Consider the following 21,963-nt stretch of genomic DNA (forward strand, 5'->3'; position numbering starts at 1 on the left):
ACCAGAGTAGCAAATCGTGACGTGGCGCGTTATGCGCCGGCGGACAGCGCCGACTGGAGCCATTGGCAGAAGTGCCGGGCGAGCGGATTGTGTTCGCTGTCGCGGTGCAGCAGCCACGCCCAGTTGGCGCCGCGCACGCGTTGCTCGGTTAACGGTTGCAGCAGCCCGACGTCGCGCGCATGTTGCGCCAGCAGTTGGCTGACCAACGCGATGCCGAGGCCATTGCAGGCGGCGTCCAGCAGCAGACCAGGATCGGAGAAGTTCAGCCCGCTGTCGCGTTGGCCGACGTGCGCGCCGCCCGCCACCGCCCAGTGGCTCCAGTCCATCTCACGTTCGCCGTGCAAGGTCACGCGCTGCTCCGGCGTCAACGCCAGCAGGCTGGGGTGGCAGGCGGGGTAGAGCCGGTCGGTACAGAGAACCTTGAAGGTGCAGTCCGCCTGCGCGCTGAGATCGTCGCGGATCGCCAGATCGATGCTGTCCGTCGCCATATCCGGCGGTTCAAAGCTGGTGAACAGCCACAGATCGATCTGAGGATGTCGCCGGTTGAAATCGCCCAGCCGCGGCGTCAGCCAGTGGCGGGCAAAGGCCGGGGTGGTGTTGACGATCAGCTGGTTGGGTTTGCGGTACTGATCCAAACGGCGAATGCCGACGGCCAGCTGTTGCAGCATCACCTGTGCGGTGCTGAACAGATCGTGGCCGGCGTCGGTCAGCGTTACGCTGCGGCCGGTGCGGAAGAACAGCGGCTGTTCCAGAAACGCTTCGAGGCTGCGGATCTGCTGGCTGATGGCCGATTGGGTCAGGTGCAATTCTTCGGCGGCCTGATGAAAACTGCCCAGGCGCGCCGCCGCTTCGAAACCGCGCAGGGCGCTCAAAGGAGGCCAGTGTTTTAACATTATCGATAAGCCTGTCTAATCAGATATCCACTAAATATATCGTTTGTCGCGGTGGCAGGGGAAGACTAGCATGGGATTCAAGCGCCGGAGCGTAAAGAAACCGGATAACCATTTGAATTTAAATTAATTTAAAGAGGCCATTTATGGCAACGCGTCGCACCTTTATCAAGCAGTTTTCGGCAGTGGCCGGCGTGGGTTTGGCGGCATCGCTGGGCATTTCGTTACACGGTCACGCGAAAGCTGCGCTTAACCCGGTCTGGCGCCTGCCCGACGAAGGGGAACCGCAGCAGCGGGCGTTTCTCGCGTTCGGCGCGCAGCGTGCGATTTGGGGCGGGTTCACGGCGGACGTGCAGGCCGCGCAGGGGCGCATCGCCCGCGCCATCGCCGAGTTTCAGCCACTGACGGTATTTTGCCGCGCGCACGAACGGCAACTGGCGGAAGCGACCTGCGGCAGCCATAACGTCAGCTATGTCGTCACCGAGTTGGATGACATCTGGATGCGCGACATCGGCGCCAATTTCGTCGTCAACGACGCCGGTGCGCTGGGCGCGGTGGATTTCAACTTCAACGGCTGGGGCAATAAACAGCGACATGCCAAGGATGCGCGTCTGGCGGCGTTCGCCGCCAAAAAATACGGCGTCGCTCAACCGCGCCGCAGCGCGCTGGTAGGCGAAGGCGGCGGCATCGAAGTGGATGGGCACGGCACCGGCATCATGACCGAGAGCTGCTGGGTGAATGCGAACCGCAACCGGGGCTGGAGCCGGGAGCGGGTTGAGCGGGAGCTGAAAGCGATGCTCGGCCTGCGCAAAATTATCTGGCTGCCGGGCATTAAAGGCCGGGATATCACCGATGCCCACGTCGATTTTTACGCCCGTTTCGTGCGGCCGGGCGTGGTGGTGGCCAACCTGGATACCGATCCGGCCTCTTATGATCATGCGGTTACCCAGGCGCATCTGGCGATCCTCAAGACAGCGACCGACGCCGATGGCCGCACGTTGCAGGTGCATACGCTTTCGCCGCCGCTGGCACCGCGCGACAGCCGATTCAGCCGCCGCAATCCCGATTTCGCGGCGGGCTACATCAACTATTTCGTGATCAACGGCGCGGTGATCGCCCCTGAATTTGGCGACCCGCAGGCGGATAAGGCGGCGTTTACGCTGCTGTCGGCGCTCTATCCGCAGCGCAAGGTAGTACAGTTGGAGATCGACGCCATCGCCGCCGGCGGCGGCGGCATTCACTGCGTGACCAGTCAACTGCCGGTGCATGGCAAGCCAGAGCAGTGAATGTTCAAAAAATGCGCACGCGGTTGTTTGTCGCCCTAGGCTGTGGTTGGCTGAGTGGAAACATAAGGAGGCCATAATGAACGACTCCCCCTTGAGCATCCCCACCTGGTATCGCGATCCGCACGCAGAGCAGGCCATGGCGGAAGGCCATGCGCCTATCTGGCGGCATCTGCTAACTCTGGTGCCGGAACACGAACTGTCCGGCGTCAGGGTGCTGGACTTCGGCTGCAATCAGGGCGGTTTTCTGCGTCTGTTGCACCAAATCCGGCCATTTCGTGAAGGGCTCGGCGTCGATATCGCCCGCCAGTCCGTCGAACACGCCAACCGCCTGAAAGGAAACCTGCCGATCGGTTATCAAACCGACACGCGGCTGACGGGCTGGGATGACCATTTCGATATCGCCTTCAGCCATGAAGTCATCTACCTGATCGAAGATATCGCGCAGCATGCCGCCGATATGCTGCGGGCGCTGAAGCCGGGCGGCGTTTACTATGCGGTGACCGGTTGCCACACCGACAACCCGCTGTGGCCGCAATGGCGCGCAAGGGTAGCTGAACAGACGCATACCGTGGTGCAGGATCGCTCGCTGGATGACTATGCGCGCATTTTCTCCGGCGCGGGGTTCCAGGTTTCTGCCCGCAGGCTGGGTTTTTCCGGCTTCGTACCCTATGAGCCGGACGGTTGGATGCCGAATATCGCGGCGGCGATCGACTACTATTGGCACACCAAAACGGTGTTTCGGCTGGTTAAATCCCCAGAGCCAGTGAGTTAACGCGCCGGGCCGATGCCGTAGCGCAGCAGGGCGACGGCGTGGCGGGCGATATCTTCGGCGTTTAGCTGGCCTTTATCCCGTTCGCGCCGCCATTTGGGCGCGGTGGCCAGCGGCAGCAGCGTGATGCCGAACAGGGTGAAGAACAGCAGGGCAGGCTCGAGATCGGGATTAAGTTTACCCTGCGCCTGCCAGCGCGCGATGGCTTGCAGCGCGATCTGATGGCGTTCATTACCGAAGCGTTCATCCATGCGCTGTTTCAGCACGCCGCTTTCACTCATAACCTCCCGCAGCCACAGCGGGGCGAACCAGGGGTGTTCCAACGCGATGTCGATAAAACGTTGCGCCAGCAGGGTGAAGGCGGTGACGGGATCGTCCGCGTTGGCGTCGAATACTTCGCCGGCCATCTTGCGCACTGGCAGAAAGCGCTCCTCGATCAGCACGTCCAGCAGCTGATCGCGGTTATGAAAGTAGTAGTGCAGCATGGCCGGGGTGACGTTTGCCTCGCGCGCAATGGCGTTCAACGAGGTGTCTACGATCCCCTGGCGGGCAAACAGGTTCAGTGCGGTATCAAGCAAATGCTCGCGTTTGTCAGCCCCTTTGGCACCGCCGCTCGGCCGGCCGGGGCGGCGAGGCTTGGCGGGAGTTTGAACGTTTCGTGCTGTCATCGCGGTGAGATCCATTGACCGGAGAAAAGGATGACTCATATATTAATTATGCGATTAATTAATTACAAGTGAACTGACTTCGATGGAGATAGAAAACCCGACAATCCGGCCCGATCAGGGCGGGGCGCCAGCCAAGGCGCCTTCGCTCCCGTTGCTGTTTTCCGCGTTGCTGCTGGTGATGCTGCTGGCGGCGCTGGATCAAACCATTGTCTCCACCGCGCTGCCGACCATCGTCGGCGAGTTTGGTGGGCTTGAGAAACTGTCCTGGGTGGTGACGGCCTATCTGCTGTCTTCCACTATCGTGGTGCCGCTGTACGGCAAATTTGGCGATCTTTTCGGCCGCAAGATTGTGCTGCAAATCGCTATTTTGCTGTTTTTGCTTGGGTCGGTACTGTGTGGGCTGGCGCAAAATATGACGCAGCTGATTATGATGCGCGCGCTGCAAGGGTTGGGCGGCGGTGGGCTGTTGGTGGTCACCCTGGCGGTGGTCGGCGACGTGATCCCGCCGGCGGAACGCGGCCGTTATCAGGGGCTGTTCGGCGGGGTATTCGGCCTGGCCACGGTGGTGGGGCCGCTGATCGGCGGCCTGTTGGTGCAGCATTTTTCCTGGCGCTGGATTTTCTACATCAATCTGCCGCTGGGCCTGTTCGCCCTGCTGGTGATTGGCGCAGTGTTTCAGTCGCAGGTTAATCGAGTGCGGCATGAAATCGACGTCCTGGGCGCCGGTTACCTGGCGATGGCGCTCACCTGCATCATCCTGTTCACCAGCCAGGGGGGCACGGTAATGGCCTGGTCGGACGGCCAGCTGTGGTGCATTCTGGCCTTTGGCCTGGTGTCGCTGGGCGGCTTTATCTATGAGGAACGGCTGGCCGCTGAACCGATCATTCCCCTCGGGCTGTTTCGCAACCGCACCTTCGTGCTGTGCGGCCTGATCGGCTTTATCGTCGGCATGTCGCTGTTCGGCTCCGTGACTTTCCTGCCGCTGTATCTGCAGGTGGTGAAAGGCTCGACGCCATCGCAGGCCGGGATGCAGCTGCTGCCGTTGATGGGCGGCATTATGGCCAGCTCGATCATCAGCGGGCGGATCATCAGCAAACGCGGTAAATATCGCCTGTTCCCGATCGTCGGTACCCTGTGCGCGCTGGGGGCCATGACGCTGCTCGGCACTCTGACCAATAACACGCCGGTGCAGCAACTGTATCTGTATCTTTGCCTGCTGGGATTGGGGCTGGGCATGGTGATGCAAGTGATGATTTTGGCGGCGCAAAACAGCGTGGAGCCCCGACATATCGGGGTCGCGACGTCCAGCGCCACGCTGTTCCGCTCTATCGGCGGTTCGATAGGCGTGGCGGTGTTCGGGGCGATTTTCACGCAGGTGTTGCACACCCGTTTGGCGGCGCTGTTGCCGGAAGGCGCGCAGCTGCCGCGCTCGCTCGGCGCAGAAGCGGTGCACCATTTGCCGACGGCGCTGCAGCAGGATTACCTGCAGGCTTTCGGCGGGGCGATCCATTCGGTGTATCAAATTGCCGCCGGGGTGATGGCGCTGGCTTTTGCGCTGACCTGGCTCTTGAAAGACGTGCCGCTGCGGCACAAATAATCGCGATACCGGCCGGCTCAGCCCGACGGACTTTTACCGAATCCTTACGCAACCCTTTCAGAAGCGCATCGCGGCATTCGATATATTGAGAATAGTTATTCTCAATAGGATCGTATTGCAATGCAGAGGAAAACGCTTTTAGCGCTGGGGCTGTCGCTGTCGCTGGCCGCCTGCGATGGGCAAAACGCCGGCGCGCCGTCGGGCGCAGGCGGTGAACGGGAGGTCGGCGTGGTCACGCTGCGCGGCCAGTCGGTGACCCTGAGCAGCGAGCTGACCGGCCGGGTCAACGCCACCATGACCTCCGACGTGCGACCGCAGGTCGATGGCATCATCAAGCAGCGGCTGTTTACCGAAGGGGCCGAGGTGAAAGCCGGGCAGGTATTGTATCAAATTGATCCCGCCAGCTATCAGGCCAGCTACGATCAGGCCGCCGCCCAGTTGAAAAACGCCCAGGCCACGGTGCAATCCACCCGGCTCAAATCGCAGCGCTATGCGGCGCTGGTGAAAGAAAACGGCGTTTCCAAACAGGACGCAGACGACGCCAAAGCCGCGTATCTGCAGGCCGTGGCGTCGGTGGCGCAGTATCAGGCGGCGCTGGAGACGGCGCGCATCAATCTCGGTTATACCCAGGTGCGTGCGCCTATCGCCGGGCGTATCGGCATCTCATCCGTGACGCCGGGCGCGCTGGTCACCGCCAGCCAGACCGATGCGTTGGCCACCATCCGCGCGTTGGATCCGATCTATGTCGATCTGACCCAGTCCAGCGCCCAGATGCTTAAGTTGCGACGCCAGCAGGCGGCGTTACAGCGCGGCGCGGTCACGCCGGTCGCCATCAAGCTGGAAGACGGCACGTCTTATGCCCACGCCGGCAAGCTGGAGTTGACCGAGGTGGCGGTGGATGAGGCCACCGGTTCGGTCACGCTGCGCGCGGTGTTCCCCAACCCCGAACATGAACTGTTGCCCGGCATGTATGTCCACGCCACGGTGGATAACGGCGTCGATTCTAAAGCCATTCTGGCGCCGCAGCAGGGCATCACCCGCAATGCCAAAGGGGAAGCCACCGCGTTGGTGGTGGACGAGCAAAATAAAGTGGCGCAGCGCACCGTCACCGCCGAACGGGTGGTGGGCAGCAACTGGCTGATCGGCAGCGGGCTGAACGAGGGCGATCGCCTGATCGTCGAAGGCACCAGCAAGGTGACGATCGGCGCGGCGGTGAAGCCGGTCGCCGTCTCGCTCGACAAAGCCCAACGCGGGGAGCAGTGATATGGCGCAGTTCTTTATCCGCCGCCCGGTGTTCGCCTGGGTGATCGCCATCATCATCATGCTGTGCGGCCTGATGTCGATCAATTCGTTGCCCATCTCGCAGTACCCGGACGTGTCACCGCCGCAGATTTCCATCTCCGCCACTTATCCGGGCGCGGACGCGGAAACGCTGGAAAACAGCGTCACCCAAGTGATTGAACAGCAGCTCACCGGTCTGGATGGCCTGCTGTATTTCTCTTCGACCAGCAGCTCCAGCGGCTCGGTCAGCATCGACGTCACCTTTGATCAGGGCACCGATCCGGATATCGCGCAGGTGCAGGTGCAAAACAAAGTTCAGCAGGCGGAAAGCCGCTTGCCGAGCGCGGTCACCGCCCAAGGCGTGACGGTCAAGAAATCCCAGAGCAGCTTTCTGCTGATCGTCGGGCTGTATGACGAGAACGACAAGGCGACGATGGCCGATATTTCCGACTATCTGGTCAGCAACCTGCAGGATCCGCTGTCGCGCATCGAGGGCGTGGGGGACGTGCAGGTGTTCGGTTCGGAATACGCGATGCGCATCTGGCTGGATCCGACCAGGCTGGCGAGCTATGCGCTGATGCCTTCCGACGTGCAGACGGCGATCGAGGCGCAAAACACCCAGGTGTCCGCCGGCAAGGTAGGCGATCTGCCGGCCGCCGCCGATCAGCAGCTGACCGCCACGGTGAAGGCGCAGTCGCGGCTGCAAACGCCGGAACAGTTTCGCAATATCATCCTGAAAAGCGACAGCAGCGGCGCGCTGGTACGGCTGGGCGACGTGGCCCGGGTTGAGCTGGGCAACGAAGATTACTCCGCCAGCGCGCACCTCAACGGCCACCCGGCGGCGGGGATCGCGGTCAAGCTGGCGGCGGGGGCCAACGCCCTCAACACCGCCAAGCTGGTGAAGGCCAAGGTGGCGGAATACCAAAGCGCGATGCCGCAGGGTTATAAGGTGGCTTACCCGAAAGACAGCACCGACTTCATCAACATCTCGATCGAGGAGGTGGTGAAAACGCTGTTCGAAGCGGTGGTCCTGGTGGTGGTGGTGATGTTCGTGTTCCTGCAAAACCTGCGCACCACGCTGATCCCGACCATCACCGTGCCGGTGGTGTTGCTGGGCACCTTCGGCGTGCTGGCGGCGTTCGGCTACTCGATCAATACCCTGACGCTGTTCGGCATGGTGTTGGCGATCGGGCTGTTGGTGGACGACGCCATCGTGGTGGTGGAAAACGTCGAACGCGTGATGCGTGAAGATAAACTGCCGCCGCGCGAGGCGACGGAGAAATCGATGCGCGAGATCACCGGCGCGCTGGTCGGCATCGCGCTGGTGCTGTCGGCGGTGTTTCTGCCGATGGCGTTCTTCGGCGGTTCCACCGGGGTGATCTACCGTCAGTTTTCGATCACCGTCGTCTCCTCGATGGTGCTGTCAGTCGTGCTGGCGTTGACCCTGGCGCCGGCGCTGTGCGCCACATTGCTGAAATCGACGCATGAAGAACAGACCGACAAAGGGCTGCTGGGTAAATTCAACCGCGGTTATAACCGGCTGCAGGAGAAGTACGCCGACAAGGTCGGCGGGGTGATCCACCGGCCGACGCGCTATCTGCTGCTGTACGGCCTGCTGCTGATCGCCACCGCCGTGATGTATCTGCGTTTGCCGACCGGTTTCCTGCCCAATGAGGATCAGGGTTCGGTGATGGTGCAGTACACCTTGCCGGCCGGCGCCACCAACGCCCGCACCTCGGCGGTGAGCGAGGCGGTCACTGCCTATTTCCTTGAGCAGGAAAAGGCCAACGTCAGCACCATTTTCACCATCAACGGCTTCGGTTTCAGCGGCAGCGGGCAAAACGCCGGCATGGCGTTCGTCAGCCTCAAAGACTGGAGCCAACGTGGCGGCAGCGAAAACACCGCCGACGCCATCGCCAAACGCGCCATGGCGCACTTCGCCTCGCTGCGCGACGCCCAGGTGTTCTCCATGAGCCCGCCGGCGATCGACGGCTTCGGCCAGTCCGACGGCTTCACCTTCGAACTGCAGGCCAAAGGGGCGACCACCCGCGCCGAGCTGCAGGCGATGCGCGATCAGATCGTCGCCGCCGCCGCCGGCAATCCATCGCTGTTGGCGGTACGCGCCAACACCTTGCCGGACACGCCGCAGCTGCAGGTGGAGATCGACAGCGGCAAACTGCAGGCGCTCGGTCTGAGCGCCGGCGACGTCAACAGCACGCTCAGCAGCGCGTTCGGCAGCACCTACGTCAACGACTTTATCGATCGCAACCGGGTGAAAAAAGTCTATATGCAGGGTGACGTAGCGTATCGCGCCAAGCCGGAAGATCTCGACAAATGGTTTGTGCGCGGCACCAACGCGGCGGGAGACAGCAGCATGACGCCGTTCTCCGCTTTTGCTTCCTCACACTGGATCTACGGCCCGGAAAACCTGTCGCGCTATAACGGGCTGTCGTCGTTCGAGATCACCGGGCAGGGCGCCGCCGGCGTCAGTTCCGGCACGGCGATGAGCGAGATGGAGAAACTGGCGGCGAAATTCTCCGCCGGCAGCAGCTATTCCTGGAGCGGGCTCTCCTATCAGGAGCGGCTGACCAGCGGCCAGGCGTCGTCGCTGTACGCCATTTCGCTCATCGTGGTGTTCCTGTGCCTGGCGGCGCTGTATGAGAGCTGGTCGATTCCGTTTGCGGTGATGTTGGTGGTGCCGATGGGCATCGTGGGTTCGCTGTTGGCAATCACGCTGCGCGGGCTGGAGAACGATATCTACTTCCAGGTGGCGCTGCTCACCATCGTCGGTTTGTCGGCGAAAAACGCCATTCTGATCGTCGAGTTCGCCGAGGAAATGCATCAGCGCGGTGAAACGCTGATTGGCGCGGCGGTTCACGCGGCGCGCATGCGCCTGCGGCCGATCCTGATGACCTCACTGGCGTTCACTGCCGGGGTTCTGCCGCTGGCGGTATCCAGCGGCGCCGGCGCCAACAGCCGCATCGCCATCGGTACCGGCATTATCGGCGGCACCCTTACCGCCACCGCATTGGCCATCTTTTTCGTCCCGCTGTTTTATGTGCTGGTGCGCCGCGTGTTTAGCCGCCGCTTCGCCAGCCGGCCGCCACAGGCAGGAGAATAACGTGTTGCAACGAGTCATGATGTTAACTTTGCCGCTGCTGTTGGCTGGCTGTATTTCGCTGGATCCTGATTATCAGCGGCCGACGGCGCCGATAGCGGCAACGCTGCCGCAGGGCGAGGCCGCCAGCAAGCAGGCGTTGAGCTACCCGGACATCGCCTGGCGCGACTATGTGCAGGACGCCAGGTTGCGTCAGGTGGTGGCGATGGGGCTGAGCAGCAGCCGCGATCTGCGCGAGGCGATCGCCAATATCGCGTCGGCGCGCGCGCTGTACGGTGAGCAACGCGCGGCGCTGTTGCCGACGATCAACGCCACCGCCGACGGCAGTCGCGGGCGTTCGCTGACCGGCAACGGCAATGCCACCGCCATCAGCCAGAGTTACGAAGCGCAGGCCGGCGTCAGCGCCTTTGAGCTGGATCTGTTCGGCAAAAACGCCAGCCTGTCGCGGGCGGCGTTCGAAACTTACCTGGCGAACTCGGAGGCGGCGAAAAGCACCCGCCTGACGCTGATCGCCGATATCGTCACCGACTGGGTGGCGGTGGCGGCCGAGCGCAGCAATCTGGCGGTGGCGCAGCAGACGATGGAAAGCGCCAAACGGTCGCTGGAGGTGACGCGCAAGAACCAGCAGCACGGGATTTCATCGTTGGTTGATGTGGCGTCGGCGGAGACCGTTTATCAACAGGCGCGATCGGACGCCGCCAGCTATGCGACAAGCGCCGCGCAGGCGAAAAACGCGCTGGATTTGGCGGTGGGGCAAAGCGTGCCGGAAAACCTGCTGCCCGGCGGCATCGACGCGCTGGGCGGGATCATGCGCGACCTGCCGGCCGGGGTGTCTTCGCAGGTGCTGCTGACGCGGCCGGACGTGCTGCAGGCCGAGCATAATCTGAAATCCGCCAACGCCAATATCGGCTCGGCGCGGGCGGCGTTCTTCCCGTCGATCAGCCTGACCGCCAGCGGCGGGGTGGGCAGCGGTGAACTCTCGTCGCTGTTCAGCCACGGCGCGGGCGTTTGGTCATTCGCCCCGAGCATCAGCCTGCCGATTTTCAGCGGCGGCTATAACACGTCGCAACTGAACTACAGCAAAGCGCAGAGAGATCTGTATGTCGCCACCTATGAGAAAGCGGTGCAGACGGCATTTCAGGAAACCGCCGACGCGCTGGCGCGCAAAGCCACGCTGCGGGAACAGCTGGCGGCGCAAACCGGCTATGTGGCGGCGGCGCAGCAATATTATCGTCTGGCCGAACTGCGCTACCGCCAGGGCGTGGACAGCTATCTGACCGTGCTGGACGCGCAGCGCACGCTGTATACGGCGCAGCAGTCGCTGATCGCCGCGCAGCAGACGGCGTACGATAATCAGGCGACCCTGTATAAAGTGTTGGGCGGCGGGGTTGCCGCCGAGCGGCAGGGGGATGGCGTCATCGCCGACAAGACGACGCTCAGCCGCTAACCTTCGACCGCGCGCGCCGGGCGTTTGGCTGCGCGCGCTTTTTATGGAAAGTGTAAAGAAACGGAAAACCCGCGCGGCGGCCCGAACTCGCCGCGGCGGGCAGAGTCAGACAGGTAATTGCACTCACTTTTTCTTCATATCGGCTCGAGGTCGTCATGGCAGAAGACATTCAGCAACAGGTCATCGCGCTTATCGCCGCCTTCAACGCATCAGGGCGGCTGCAGAAGGGCGTGGCCATCACCCCGGAAACCGAGATTAACACCGTGCTCAATCTGTCGTTCAGCGACTCCAACACGCTGATGCGCCGCTACTTCGACACCTTCGGCGTCGACAGCGGCAACTATAACCACGAGCTGTATTTCCAGCCGCCGAGCAATACCGGGCGCTGGTTTTCCCCCTCCGCCTGTAAAGAACACACCCGGCCGCTGTGCGTGTCTATGCTGGTGCGCTCCGCGCGCGCCAAACGCTGGCTGTACGACATCCATTTTCTGATCGAGCAGCTCCGTTAGCGCCGCATTACTGCTCCAATACCTCAGCGAACTTCGCCAGCCACTGCGGATGCGCCGGCCAGGCCGGGGCGGTGACCAGATTGCCGTCGACGTGCGCCTGATCGATGCCGATCTCCGCATAATGACCGCCGCCGAGCCGCACCTCCGGTGCGCAGGCCGGGTAGGCGCTGCAGGTGCGGCCTTTCAACACTCCGGCCGCCGCCAGCAGCTGCGGACCGTGGCAAACGGCGGCGATCGGTTTTTTCGCGGCGTCAAACGCCTGTACCAGCGCGATCACGTCGGGGTTCAGACGCAGGTATTCCGGCGCCCGACCGCCGGGGATCAAGAGCGCATCGTAGTGCTCTTCTTTGGCGGCGGCGAAGTCGGCGTTCAGGGTGAAACGGTGGCCGGGTTTCTCGCTGTAGGTCTGCGCGCCGTCAAAATCGTGGATCGCGGTCTGGATATAGTCGCCGACGGCTTTGCCGGGGCACACGGCGTCCACCCAATGGCCGATCATCTGCAATGCCTGGAACGGCACCATGGTTTCGTAATCTTCGGCGTAGTCGCCGACCAGCATCAGGATCTTTTTCTTGCTCATGATCACAACTCCTGCAGGAGGGGGAATGCCTAAGGTATAGCCCAGCCCCCCTTGGAATGCGAACCGCAAAGCGCCTATCTATACTCGTGATACTGCGGCGCTTTTCTCGTCGCTCAACCCCAGGGAGAATCCCCGATGCTGAATCTGGCAACCTTGCTTGAAGAGAGTGCGCGTACCTGGCCGGAGCGGCCGGCGGTGATACAGGACGATATCCCGCTCAGCTATCGGGCGTTGAATGAAATGGCCAACCGGGTGGCGAATTTGCTGGTCGCGCGCGGCGTGCAGCCCGGTGAACGGGTGGCGCTGGCCTGCACAAACCGGCCGGAGTTTCCGGCTATCTACTACGGCATCCTCAAAAGCGGCGCCGTGGTGGTGCCGCTGAATATTTTGCTTAAAAGCGCCGAATTCGACTATTACCTGGCGGATTCGGCGGCGGTGGCGCTGTTCTGTTTCGAAGGCAGCAGCACTCTGCCGTTGGGGGAAGAGGCGCTGCGGGCGGCGGCGAAGGCGGAACAATGCCGCGAGGTGTTTATTATCGGCGATCGGCTGCCGCTCGAGGGGGAGCGTTTCAGCCAGGCGATAGCCGCACAGTCCACTGAGTTCGCGTCTGCCGCGACGCTCGAAAGCGACACGGCGGTGGTGCTCTATACCAGCGGCACCACCGGCCGGGCCAAGGGTGCGGAGTTGACCCACGCCAATCTGGTGCTCAACGCATTGGGATCGGTGCGGCTGTTCGACGGCTCAGAGGCGAATCCCGATCGTCACCTGGTAACCTTGCCGCTGTTCCACACGTTTGGTTCGACGGTGCAGATGAACGCCGGATTTGCCGCCGCCGCCACCCTGGTGCTGGTCGCGCGCTTCGACGCCGCACAGGCCATCGCGCTGATGCAACGGCACGGCATCACCTTTTTCGCCGGGGTGCCGACCATGTATTGGGCGCTGTTGAATGCGCTGGATGAGCACACGGATATCGAACGCTTGCGCAGCACGCTGCGTATGGCGGTGTCCGGCGGCGCCAGCCTCCCGGTGCAGATCCTGGAGGATTTCTCGCGCCGCTTCGGCGTCAACATTCTCGAAGGGTATGGGCTGTCGGAAACCAGTCCGGTCGCCACCTTTAACCATCCGCACCGCGTGACCAAACCCGGCTCCATCGGCCAACCGATCTGGGGCGTGGAGGTTCGCTTGCTCGACGTCACCGGGCAGCCGATCGACGGTGTCGATCAGGTGGGGGAGATCGCGGTGCGCGGTTACAACATCATGAAAGGCTATCTGAATCGTCCCGAAGCGACGGCGGAGGTGCTGGAAAACGGCTGGTTTCGCACCGGCGATCTGGCGCGCCGCGACGCCGACGGCTTCTATTTTATCGTCGATCGTGCCAAGGACATGATCATTCGCGGCGGGTTCAACGTCTATCCGCGCGAGATTGAAGAGGCGCTGATTCGCCATCCGGCGGTGTCGTTGGTGGCGGTGATCGGTGTCGAGCATCCTTCGCTGGGCGAAGAGATCAAAGCGGTGGTGGTATTGAAGGAAACGGAAGAACCGATCGAGGAAGAAGCGCTGATCGCCTGGAGCCGGGAGCGGCTGGCGGCGTTCAAGTATCCGCGTATCGTCGAGTTTGTCGAACGCTTGCCGATGACCAGTACCGGTAAGGTGTTGAAACGCTGTTTGCGCTGAGGAAAATCCGGCCTGCCGGGGCAGGCCGGAATACGGGTATCAACCTGGGTAGATGCCGCGCTCTTTACGTGCGGTCAGGATGCGCTCACAGGCCACGATGTAAGCGGCGGTGCGCAGGCTGCACTCTTTCTCGGCGGCCTTGTTCCAGACGTGGACCATCGCGTCGGTCATGATCTTGTCCATACGCTCGTTGATCTCGGACTCGCTCCAGAAGTAACTCGCCATGTCCTGCACCCACTCGAAGTAACTGACCGTTACGCCGCCGGCGTTACAGATAACGTCCGGAACCACGGTGATGTTGCGGGAACGCAGAATGTCGTCCGCTTCTGGGAAGGTTGGGCCGTTAGCCCCTTCCAGCACCAGTTTGGCGCTGAGGATTTCGGCGCGCTGGCGGGTAATCTGGCCTTCCAGCGCCGCAGGGATCAGGATGTCCATGTCGACCGACCAGAACGCTTCGCTCTCGATCTCGCTGGCGCCAGGGAAGCCGGCGATCTGCTTGTGCTTGGCCTGGTATTCGGTCAGCGCGGCCAGGTCGATGCCGTCGGCGTTGAACAGGGTAGCGGAGTGGTCCTGGATGGTGACGACGCGCGCGCCGACGCCGACGAACAGACGGGCCGCTTCGCTGCCCACGTTACCGAAGCCTTGTACCGCCACTTTGGCGCCTTCGATCTGCACGCCCAGACGCTTGGCCACTTCGCTGCCGGTGACGAACACGCCGCGGCCGGTCGCTTTCTCACGGCCCAGGGAGCCGCCGAGGTGGATGGGTTTGCCGGTGACCACGCCGGTGATGGTGGTGCCGTGGTTCATGGAGTAGGTGTCCATCATCCAGGCCATCACTTTGGCGTTGGTGCCGACGTCCGGCGCAGGAATGTCTTTCTGTGGCCCGATGATGAAGCCGATTTCACTGGTGTAGCGGCGGGTCAGTCGCTCCAGTTCACCTTCAGACAGTTTGAACGGGTCGACGCGGATGCCGCCCTTGGCGCCGCCGTACGGCAGGTTGACCGCGGCACACTTGATGGTCATCCAGGCGGACAGGGCCATCACTTCGTTCAGATCGACGTCAGGGTGGAAGCGGATGCCGCCTTTGCCCGGCCCACGCGACAGGTTGTGTTGTACGCGGAAACCTTCGAAGTGACGGATGGTGCCATCGTCCATCTGCAGCGGGATATCGACAATCAAAGCGCGCTTAGGGTGACGCAGCGTATCAACCCAGCGTGACAGGTCGCCGAGGTAAGGGGCGACGCGATCGATTTGTTGCAGATATGTAGCCCAAGCGGTGGTGCTGCTGTCTGAAGCGTAGGATAGCTTTTCCATAACCAACCTTTATATATTAGAGGTATTTATTTCGTTTAACCGTGGATTAGCAAGCGCATAACACTTTGCGACGCTAAATTTACCACTAATTATGCCGGTTGTTAGCCCCCCTCTCATCGGGCCAGCGGACGCTTTTTCGCCGCCTGCAGAGCGGTAAATGAATAGTTAATTACTTTTTGTCGACGGTGAGCGATCACATGCATAATTTATGCATATAAAGCGCATAAAAACCCTTTTTATCTATTTTTCAGAAGCTTGAATGTGATCAAAAAGTTTCATTTTATTTAACTGCCATGTTGACAATGGCATTTCCCCTCGCCAGAGTTAAATTAATGTTAAAACGGCTCCGGCGTCGTTTTTTTGTTGCACAAGGGAAAGTATAACCATTTGATATTGTAGTGTTTACCCACCACGCTCAGGCTTTGTACGCCAACCGTGGGCGATACGACGGCTCACGAGAGCATTTTCTTGGTACCCATTATTATTACCTCCCTGTCACAACGGGGCGGGCAGCGTTTGGTCTCAATTTTTTGCCGGTTAGAGCGCCCGCGGGCGTTTCATTCCTGCTGCAACCGCGCATCGGTTGCTTAATCGCCTTAACGACGGACAGGTAACACCATGACAAAAAACCACTGCGATCGGCTGAGCCCAGGTTCAGCCGAGGGGCCTCACTGTGCCCAAACTTTGCAGCGCGGGCTGAGCGCGCGCCACATTCAACTGATTTCGATCGGCGGCGCCATCGGCACCGGGCTGTTTATGGGCGCCGGGAAAACCCTCGCGCTATCGGGCACCTCCATCGTACTGACTTACGCCATCGTCGGCTTTTTCATGTTCATGGTCATGAGGGCGATGGGGGAACTGCTGCTCACGCGGCTCGATTACCGCTCATTCGCCGATTTTGTCTCCGAATACCTGGGGCCGCGCGCCAGCTTTTTTCTCGGCTGGTCCTACTGGCTGAGCTGGGTCGTGACCTGCATTGCCGACGTGGTGGTGTGCGGCGGCTACGTGCAATATTGGCTGCCAGACGTCTCGCCCTGGTTGCCGGCGCTGCTGACGCTGGGGTTTCTGTGTCTGTTCAACATGCTGTCGGTCAAGATGTTCGGCGAGGCCGAATTCTGGTTCGCGATGATCAAGGTGGTGGCGATCGTCGCGTTGATCGCCACCGGCGCCTGGATGGTGTTCAGCGGCTGGACTTCGCCGGACGGCGTGACCGCTTCGCTGCATAACGTCACCGATCCCGCCATTTTCATGCCGCACGGCATCTTCGGCTTTTTCGCCGGTTTCCAGATCGCCATTTTCTCCTGCACCGGCATCGAGCTGCTGGGCACGATGTCGGCGGAGACCAAAAACCCCGAGAAGGTGCTGCCGAAGGCGATCAACGCGATCCCGGCGCGCATCATCGTCTTCTACGTGTGCTCGATGCTGACCATTATCGCCGTCACCTCATGGAGCCACATTTCGCCGGACAGCAGCCCGTTCGTGATGCTGTTCGATCGGGCGGGACTGCCGGCCGCCGCCGCGGTGATCAACTTCGTGGTGCTGACTTCGGCGATGTCCTCGGCTAACAGCGGGGTGTATTCCAGCACCCGCATGCTGTACAGCCTGTCGATGGAAAAGCATGCCCACGGTCAGTTCCGCATTCTGTCTCGCACCACGGCCATTCCGATCCGCAGCCTGCTGTTTTCCTGCTTCTGCATGGTGGCCGGCACCTTGCTGCTGGTACTGGTGCCGAACGTCATGACGTTGTTCACCATCGTCTCTACCGTGGCGGCGATCCTGGTGGTTTACAGCTGGGGCATGATTTTGGTCGCCTACCTGGTGTATCGCCAGAAGCGGCCGGATCTGCACGCCGCTTCGCACTTCAAAATGCCGGGCGGGGTAGCGATGGCCTGGCTGACGCTGGCATTCTTCGCCTTTACGCTGGTGCTGATGGTGTTCGATAGCGATACGCTGATCGCGTTGTGCAGCATGCCGCTGTGGTTTACCACGCTCGGCCTGATCTGGCGTTATCGGGTCCGCGACAGCGTGGCGCGCGAGAGCTACGTGTTTTATCGGCGTGGCGCCGAGGCGGAATAACCGGCGAAGGATGCGCCGCTTGCCGCCGCTCCACTCGGCAAGCGGCGGCAACTGCGGTATGCTAAGCAGCTGAACAGCCAACCAAACCGGGCCATACGGAGATACCCCAGCGTGCCGAACTCTTCTTCTCAACTCGAACTTTTGCGCTCGGTCGCTGACGGCATCGCGGCGCTGTTTTTCCCGAATGCGGAAGTGGTGATCCACGATCTGGCCACCAACAAGATTGCCTATCTGGCGAACAACCTGTCAAAGCGTAAACCGGGCGACGACGCCGGGCTGGAAGACTTCGAGCTCGATGGCGGCGCCGGCGTGAGCGGCCCCTATGAGAAGCTGAACTGGGACGGCAAAAAGATGCGTTCGGTGAGCATTGCCGCACGCGACGAGCAGGGCAAGCCCAGCTATCTGCTGTGCATCAACCTGAGCACCGCGATGTTCGAGGACGCCCGCAACGCGCTGGACATGTTCCTGTCGGTCACGCGGCTGCAACCACAGCCACAAGAGCTGTTCAAAGACGACTGGCAGGAGAAGATCAATACCTTTCTGCATGACTGGCTGCGCCGCGAAAACGCCGCGCTCGGCGCGCTGAGCCGCGAACAGAAACGGCGGCTGGTCAGCGATCTCTATCATCAGGGCGCGTTCAAGGCCAAAAGCGCCGCGGACTACATCGCCAACGTGCTGTCGATGGGGCGCGCCACGGTGTACAAGCACTTGCGGGAATTGAAACAGGAGTAAAGGCGGCGGGAAAGGCGGAAGAAAGGGGCGGCGATGGCCGCCCCTTGTCGTTACCAGCGGTAGTTGACCGAAGCGATGATGCTGCGGCCGCTGCCGTAGAAGCAGGCGTACTCGCCGCTGCAGGATGAGACGTATTTCTTGTCCGTCAGGTTCTGCACGTTGAGCTGGAGCGCCGCGCCACGCAGCGCCGACGAAGCCTGGCCGAGGTCATATTTCACCATGGCGTCGTACAGCGTGTAGTGCGGCACGTCGTACTGGCCGGTGGCGTCGGCCGGCGCATCGCCGATGTAACGCACGCCGCTGCCGACGGTCAGGCCGTTCAGCGCGCCGCTCAGGAAGCTGTAACTGCCCCAGGCGGATGCCGCGTGGCGCGGGATGCCCGCCGGGCTGTGGCCGATTTCGTCCGCCGAGTTGGAGTCTTTGGTCACGACGTCGGTGTAGGTATAGGCGGCGGTCAGCTTGATCTCCGGCGTTGGTTGGGCGTGCACTTCCGCCTCAATCCCTTTGGATTTCACCTCCCCGATCTGCTCATAGGCGGAGGTGAGACGGTTGTAAGACGCCACATTGCGCTGGGTAATGTCGAACCAGGAGAGGGTCAGCAGGGTATTGCCGCCCGGGATCTGGTACTTCACGCCCACCTCGGTTTGTTTGCCGGTGGTCGGCTTGAGCGGATCGGCGCCCGGCGCGCTTGGGTACAGGTTAGGATCGAACGAGGTGCTGTAGCTGACATACGGCGAAATGCCGTTGTCGAAAGCGTAGAGCAGGCCCGCGCGGCCGGTGAACTGGGCATCGTTGTAGGTCTGTTCCTTTCCGCCGCTGGTGCGATCGCGGGTGTTGACCTGTGACCAGTCCTGACGGCCGGACAGCAGCAGGTTCCAGTTATTCCACTCCAGTTGGTCCTGCAGATACACCCCGATCTGATTCAGCGTCTTCAAGTCGCTGGAAGCCAGCGCCAGCGTGCTGCCATCGATGCTGGGGCGAACCGGGTTGGCCCAGTCGATCGGGTAATCGTTGCCGCGATCGCGATACATTTTATAATCGCTATGGCTGTAGCGGTAATCCAGCCCGCCCAGCACGGTGTGTTTCACTTCGCCGGTATCGAACAGGCCCTTCAGCTGGTTATCCACGCCAAACTCGTTGGTCATCTGCGTTTCATGCTGCGCCATGCGGGTGACGGTGTGGTCGTTGATCTTCGAGTTTACGTTATAAACCAGATACTTATAGTCTTCATCGCGGTGGGTGAAGCGCAGGTTCTGGGTAAACGACAGCGCATCGCTGAAGTTGTGCTCGAGGCTGTAGCCGATCGACGCCTGCTCGCGCCGCGACTTGTTGAAGCTGGGTTCGCTGACGTTGAAGTCATAGGGCACGTAGCCCGCGCTGGTCGGGAACAGCGTGCCGGCGCGCGGCAGGAAGTTGCGCGACCCGGCTTTCGGATCGTTCTGGTAGCTGGTCAGCAGCGTAAAGCTGGTGTCTTCGTTCGGCAGCCAGGTGAAGGCCGGCGCGATGGCCACCCGTTGCTGCTTGCTGTCTTTGACGAACTCGTGCTCGGTTCTGGCGATACCGTTCAGGCGATAGAACAGGGTGTTGTCGTCGTTGAGTTTGCCGCCGAAATCGAACGCCGTTTCCGCCAGATGGCGGTTGCCGGTGCTGAATTTGACTTCGTGAATGCTCTGGGCGGTAGGGCGTTTACTGGTCATCACCACCACGCCGCCGGGGCTGACCTGGCCGTACAGCACCCCGGCCGGGCCGTGCACCATCTCCACGCGCTCCAGCAGCCAGGGGTCGATCTGCCCGGCACCGCCATTTTGGCTCGAGAGGCCAAAGTGCAGACCGTCGAGCAGTTTGGGCGCATAGCGGAAGCCGCGGCTGATCACTTCGTCATTGCGGTTGGAGTTGCCGCGGTAGGTGGTGATCACCCCGCTGGTGTAGTTCAGCGCGTCGGCGACCGACGCCGGCTCCTGGTCGTTCATTTGCTCGCGCGTGACCACCGAGATGGACTGCGGCGTCTTGCGCAGAGAGGCGGCGGTCTTGGTGCCGGCGGCGCTCTCTTTGGCGACGATCCCTTTGACCGGCGCGGTCACGCTATTTTGCGCGTCGGCGGTCACCAAAATCGTTTCGTCCGCTGCCGCAGACGCGTGTTGCGCCAAGGGCAATAACGCCAGCGCCGATCCCAGCAACAGACGCCTGGCGGACATCGCCTCCGCATTCCCGTTAGCTATCCCTTTGTTTTTAATCTTCATTATCTCTCCTGCATACCTGCGTTGTGTGTTATGCCACCCTGATAAACCCCGAAATATCGGCGAGCGGTATTCACCCGTCGACGCGGAGACGCCGTATGTGCACGACGGTAAAAATCCGACAAATAGTATTGAAAATGATAATGAGTATCAATACGATTGTCAGGTTTTGTAAAAATCACTCATGTTATGTAAGAGGCGCTATGGAGTTTTTGCCGGAAAAGAGGCCAGGAAACGACCTTGAGGGATTGGCGGCGCAATGGCTGCGTGAAGAGGCGGCAGGGCAATCCGCGTGGTGGCAAAAGGTTGCCGCGCAGGGCACGCCCATCGTCGACGCGCTCGACGAACGCCACGTCAAAATGACCTGGCTATGGCGCGACCCCGCCGGCGATGAACGGCACTCGCCGATATGCCGCGTTTACGCCGATATCAACGGCATTACCGATCACCACAGCACGTCCCCCAGCAGCCTGACTCGGCTCCCCGGCACCGACGTTTGGTACGGCTCGGCCGTTATCGATCGCCGCTGGCGCGGCAGCTACAGCCTGATCCCCATTACCGAGCGAGACCTCCCCCCCGTCTTCAGCGACGACGAAACGTTACGCGACCGCCAGCAGCGTGCCTGGTGGGTATCGCTGTTCCCGTTGGCGATCGCCGATCCTCTGAATCGCCTCTCGCTGGGGCCGTCTCATCGCCCGCGGCCCGTATCCCTGGCGCAAGGGCCGGATGCCGACGATCAAAGCGCCTGGCAGGCCGCCGATCGGCCGCTGGATGAGGCGCGGCTACAGCTATTTCAGTGGCGCAGCGAACGGCTGGGTAACCAGCGGCGCGTTTGGCTGTATGCCAGCGGCGACGCGGCGGTGAAAGCGAACCGCCCGCTGGTGCTGCTGCTCGACGGCCAAAACTGGATCGAAAGGCATGCGCTGCTGCCGGTGATTGAGAACGAGACCGCAAAAGGGCAGTTGCCGCCCGCGTGCTGGTTGCTGATCGATGCGATCGATGGCGAACACCGGGAAAACGAGCTGCCCTGCAACGCCGTCTTCTGGCAGGCGGTGATCGACGAACTGCTGCCGCAGGCGCAGCGCCGCGAAGCGTTCAGCGAGACTGGGGCGCGCACCGTGGTCGCCGGCCAGAGCTACGGCGGGCTGGCGGCGTTATACGCCGGTTTGCACTGGCCAGAGCGCTTCGGCCACGTGCTGAGCCAGTCCGGCTCTTTCTGGTGGCCTACAGTGCAATTTGTTACCCAGTTCGAAAAACGCCACGAACTGGAGGAAGGCTGGCTGATACGCCAGGTTCGGCAGCGCAACGCGGCGGCACCCAAGCTCACCGTGATCCAACAGGCCGGCGATCGCGAGGCGGACATCGAATTCGTCAATCGCCAGATGCACCAGGCGCTGACGGCGGCCGGGCACCGCGCCGACTACCGCGTGTATTCCGGCGGACATGACGCGCTCTGCTGGCGCGGCGGCTTGGTGGACGGCGTGCGCCGGCTGCTTTCCGCAATGAAGTAATCCCACATTTTGACAGACAGGTAATGAAAATGACTCAGGAACAACAAAACCCGTTCGATGACGAAAGCCTCCGTTTCTCCGTGCTGGTCAACGCGCAGCAGCAGTATTCGCTGTGGCCGCAGTTTGCCGATACGCCGCAGGGGTGGCGCGTGCTGATGGGGCCGGCGTCGCGCGGCGAGTGCATCGACTACATCGAAACGCACTGGCAGGACATGCGGCCGGCGGCGCTGAAAGCGACGGATGCGGCGCGTTAAGCGCCTGGCAGTCAATCGATATA

At 61.7% G+C, this 21,963-nt stretch carries 17 protein-coding genes; 12 read left to right on the top strand and 5 right to left on the bottom strand.

Annotated features, from left to right (window positions below; translation table 11 throughout):
• Positions 1 to 29: 29 nt before the first annotated feature.
• Positions 30 to 893, bottom strand: a complete 864-nt coding sequence (locus ACTJJ6_RS16780; RefSeq protein ID WP_016927672.1) for a LysR substrate-binding domain-containing protein — start codon at positions 891 to 893, stop codon at positions 30 to 32.
• 143 nt (positions 894 to 1,036) lie between these two features.
• Here ACTJJ6_RS16780 and ACTJJ6_RS16785 point away from each other — a divergent pair, with 143 nt between their 5' ends.
• Complete coding sequence (locus ACTJJ6_RS16785) at positions 1,037 to 2,176, top strand: agmatine deiminase family protein (protein ID WP_049299284.1); 1,140 nt, start codon at positions 1,037 to 1,039, stop codon at positions 2,174 to 2,176.
• A gap of 76 nt (positions 2,177 to 2,252) precedes the next feature.
• A complete protein-coding gene (locus ACTJJ6_RS16790) occupies positions 2,253 to 2,948 on the top strand; it encodes a class I SAM-dependent methyltransferase (RefSeq protein WP_048797238.1) in 696 nt (231 codons plus the stop codon).
• Here the strand turns inward: ACTJJ6_RS16790 and ACTJJ6_RS16795 are convergent.
• Complete coding sequence (locus tag ACTJJ6_RS16795; RefSeq protein WP_228009708.1) at positions 2,945 to 3,613, bottom strand: TetR/AcrR family transcriptional regulator; 669 nt, start codon at positions 3,611 to 3,613, stop codon at positions 2,945 to 2,947. The genes ACTJJ6_RS16790 and ACTJJ6_RS16795 overlap by 4 nt on opposite strands.
• An 82-nt stretch (positions 3,614 to 3,695) precedes the next feature.
• Here ACTJJ6_RS16795 and ACTJJ6_RS16800 point away from each other — a divergent pair, with 82 nt between their 5' ends.
• The 5 genes from ACTJJ6_RS16800 (at position 3,696) to ACTJJ6_RS16820 (ending at position 11,565) form a co-directional block, all read left to right on the top strand.
• Positions 3,696 to 5,210: an MDR family MFS transporter gene (locus ACTJJ6_RS16800; protein ID WP_049299281.1), complete on the top strand. Its 1,515-nt coding sequence runs from the start codon at positions 3,696 to 3,698 to the stop codon at positions 5,208 to 5,210.
• 120 nt (positions 5,211 to 5,330) lie between these two features.
• Positions 5,331 to 6,473, top strand: coding sequence for an efflux RND transporter periplasmic adaptor subunit (locus tag ACTJJ6_RS16805; protein WP_197834865.1), 1,143 nt, complete (start codon positions 5,331 to 5,333; stop codon positions 6,471 to 6,473).
• A gap of 1 nt (position 6,474) precedes the next feature.
• The gene (locus ACTJJ6_RS16810; protein ID WP_079449725.1) at positions 6,475 to 9,612 is read left to right on the top strand and encodes an efflux RND transporter permease subunit; all 3,138 of its coding nucleotides are present in this window, start codon (positions 6,475 to 6,477) and stop codon (positions 9,610 to 9,612) included.
• A gap of 1 nt (position 9,613) precedes the next feature.
• The gene (locus tag ACTJJ6_RS16815) at positions 9,614 to 11,056 is read left to right on the top strand and encodes an efflux transporter outer membrane subunit (protein WP_440802371.1); all 1,443 of its coding nucleotides are present in this window, start codon (positions 9,614 to 9,616) and stop codon (positions 11,054 to 11,056) included.
• Between the two features lie 155 nt (positions 11,057 to 11,211).
• On the top strand, positions 11,212 to 11,565 hold the full coding sequence (locus tag ACTJJ6_RS16820) for a DUF1493 family protein (RefSeq protein ID WP_004937980.1): 354 nt from the start codon (positions 11,212 to 11,214) through the stop codon (positions 11,563 to 11,565).
• Between the two features lie 7 nt (positions 11,566 to 11,572).
• On the opposite strand, the gene ACTJJ6_RS16825 is transcribed toward ACTJJ6_RS16820, so the two are convergent.
• The gene (locus tag ACTJJ6_RS16825) at positions 11,573 to 12,142 is read right to left on the bottom strand and encodes a DJ-1/PfpI family protein (RefSeq protein WP_004937978.1); all 570 of its coding nucleotides are present in this window, start codon (positions 12,140 to 12,142) and stop codon (positions 11,573 to 11,575) included.
• 135 nt (positions 12,143 to 12,277) lie between these two features.
• On the opposite strand from ACTJJ6_RS16825, the gene ACTJJ6_RS16830 reads away from it, so the two are divergent.
• A complete protein-coding gene (locus ACTJJ6_RS16830; RefSeq protein ID WP_197834864.1) occupies positions 12,278 to 13,816 on the top strand; it encodes a long-chain-fatty-acid--CoA ligase in 1,539 nt (512 codons plus the stop codon).
• Positions 13,817 to 13,855: 39 nt separating this feature from the next.
• Here ACTJJ6_RS16830 and ACTJJ6_RS16835 read toward each other — a convergent pair whose 3' ends face one another.
• A complete protein-coding gene (locus ACTJJ6_RS16835) occupies positions 13,856 to 15,130 on the bottom strand; it encodes a Glu/Leu/Phe/Val family dehydrogenase (protein WP_004937972.1) in 1,275 nt (424 codons plus the stop codon).
• 618 nt (positions 15,131 to 15,748) lie between these two features.
• On the opposite strand from ACTJJ6_RS16835, the gene ACTJJ6_RS16840 reads away from it, so the two are divergent.
• Both ACTJJ6_RS16840 and ACTJJ6_RS16845 read left to right on the top strand, forming a co-directional pair.
• Positions 15,749 to 17,206 carry an amino acid permease gene (locus ACTJJ6_RS16840; RefSeq protein ID WP_033640271.1) on the top strand — a complete coding sequence of 486 codons (1,458 nt, stop codon included), beginning with the start codon at positions 15,749 to 15,751 and terminating at the stop codon, positions 17,204 to 17,206.
• A 111-nt stretch (positions 17,207 to 17,317) separates the two neighbouring features.
• Positions 17,318 to 17,938, top strand: a complete 621-nt coding sequence (locus ACTJJ6_RS16845) for a helix-turn-helix transcriptional regulator (protein WP_049299274.1) — start codon at positions 17,318 to 17,320, stop codon at positions 17,936 to 17,938.
• Between the two features lie 50 nt (positions 17,939 to 17,988).
• On the opposite strand, the gene ACTJJ6_RS16850 is transcribed toward ACTJJ6_RS16845, so the two are convergent.
• Entirely contained in the window at positions 17,989 to 20,178 is a 2,190-nt protein-coding gene (locus tag ACTJJ6_RS16850) for a TonB-dependent siderophore receptor (RefSeq protein WP_049299273.1), read from the bottom strand.
• Positions 20,179 to 20,378: 200 nt separating this feature from the next.
• On the opposite strand from ACTJJ6_RS16850, the gene fes reads away from it, so the two are divergent.
• The gene (gene fes / locus ACTJJ6_RS16855) at positions 20,379 to 21,686 is read left to right on the top strand and encodes an enterochelin esterase (RefSeq protein ID WP_239505747.1); all 1,308 of its coding nucleotides are present in this window, start codon (positions 20,379 to 20,381) and stop codon (positions 21,684 to 21,686) included.
• 29 nt (positions 21,687 to 21,715) lie between these two features.
• Positions 21,716 to 21,940: an MbtH family protein gene (locus ACTJJ6_RS16860; protein ID WP_033633649.1), complete on the top strand. Its 225-nt coding sequence runs from the start codon at positions 21,716 to 21,718 to the stop codon at positions 21,938 to 21,940.
• The last annotated feature ends 23 nt before the right edge of the window (positions 21,941 to 21,963 follow it).

Source organism: Serratia sp. 22278 (assembly GCF_052045405.1).
GTDB lineage: Bacteria > Pseudomonadota > Gammaproteobacteria > Enterobacterales > Enterobacteriaceae > Serratia > Serratia marcescens.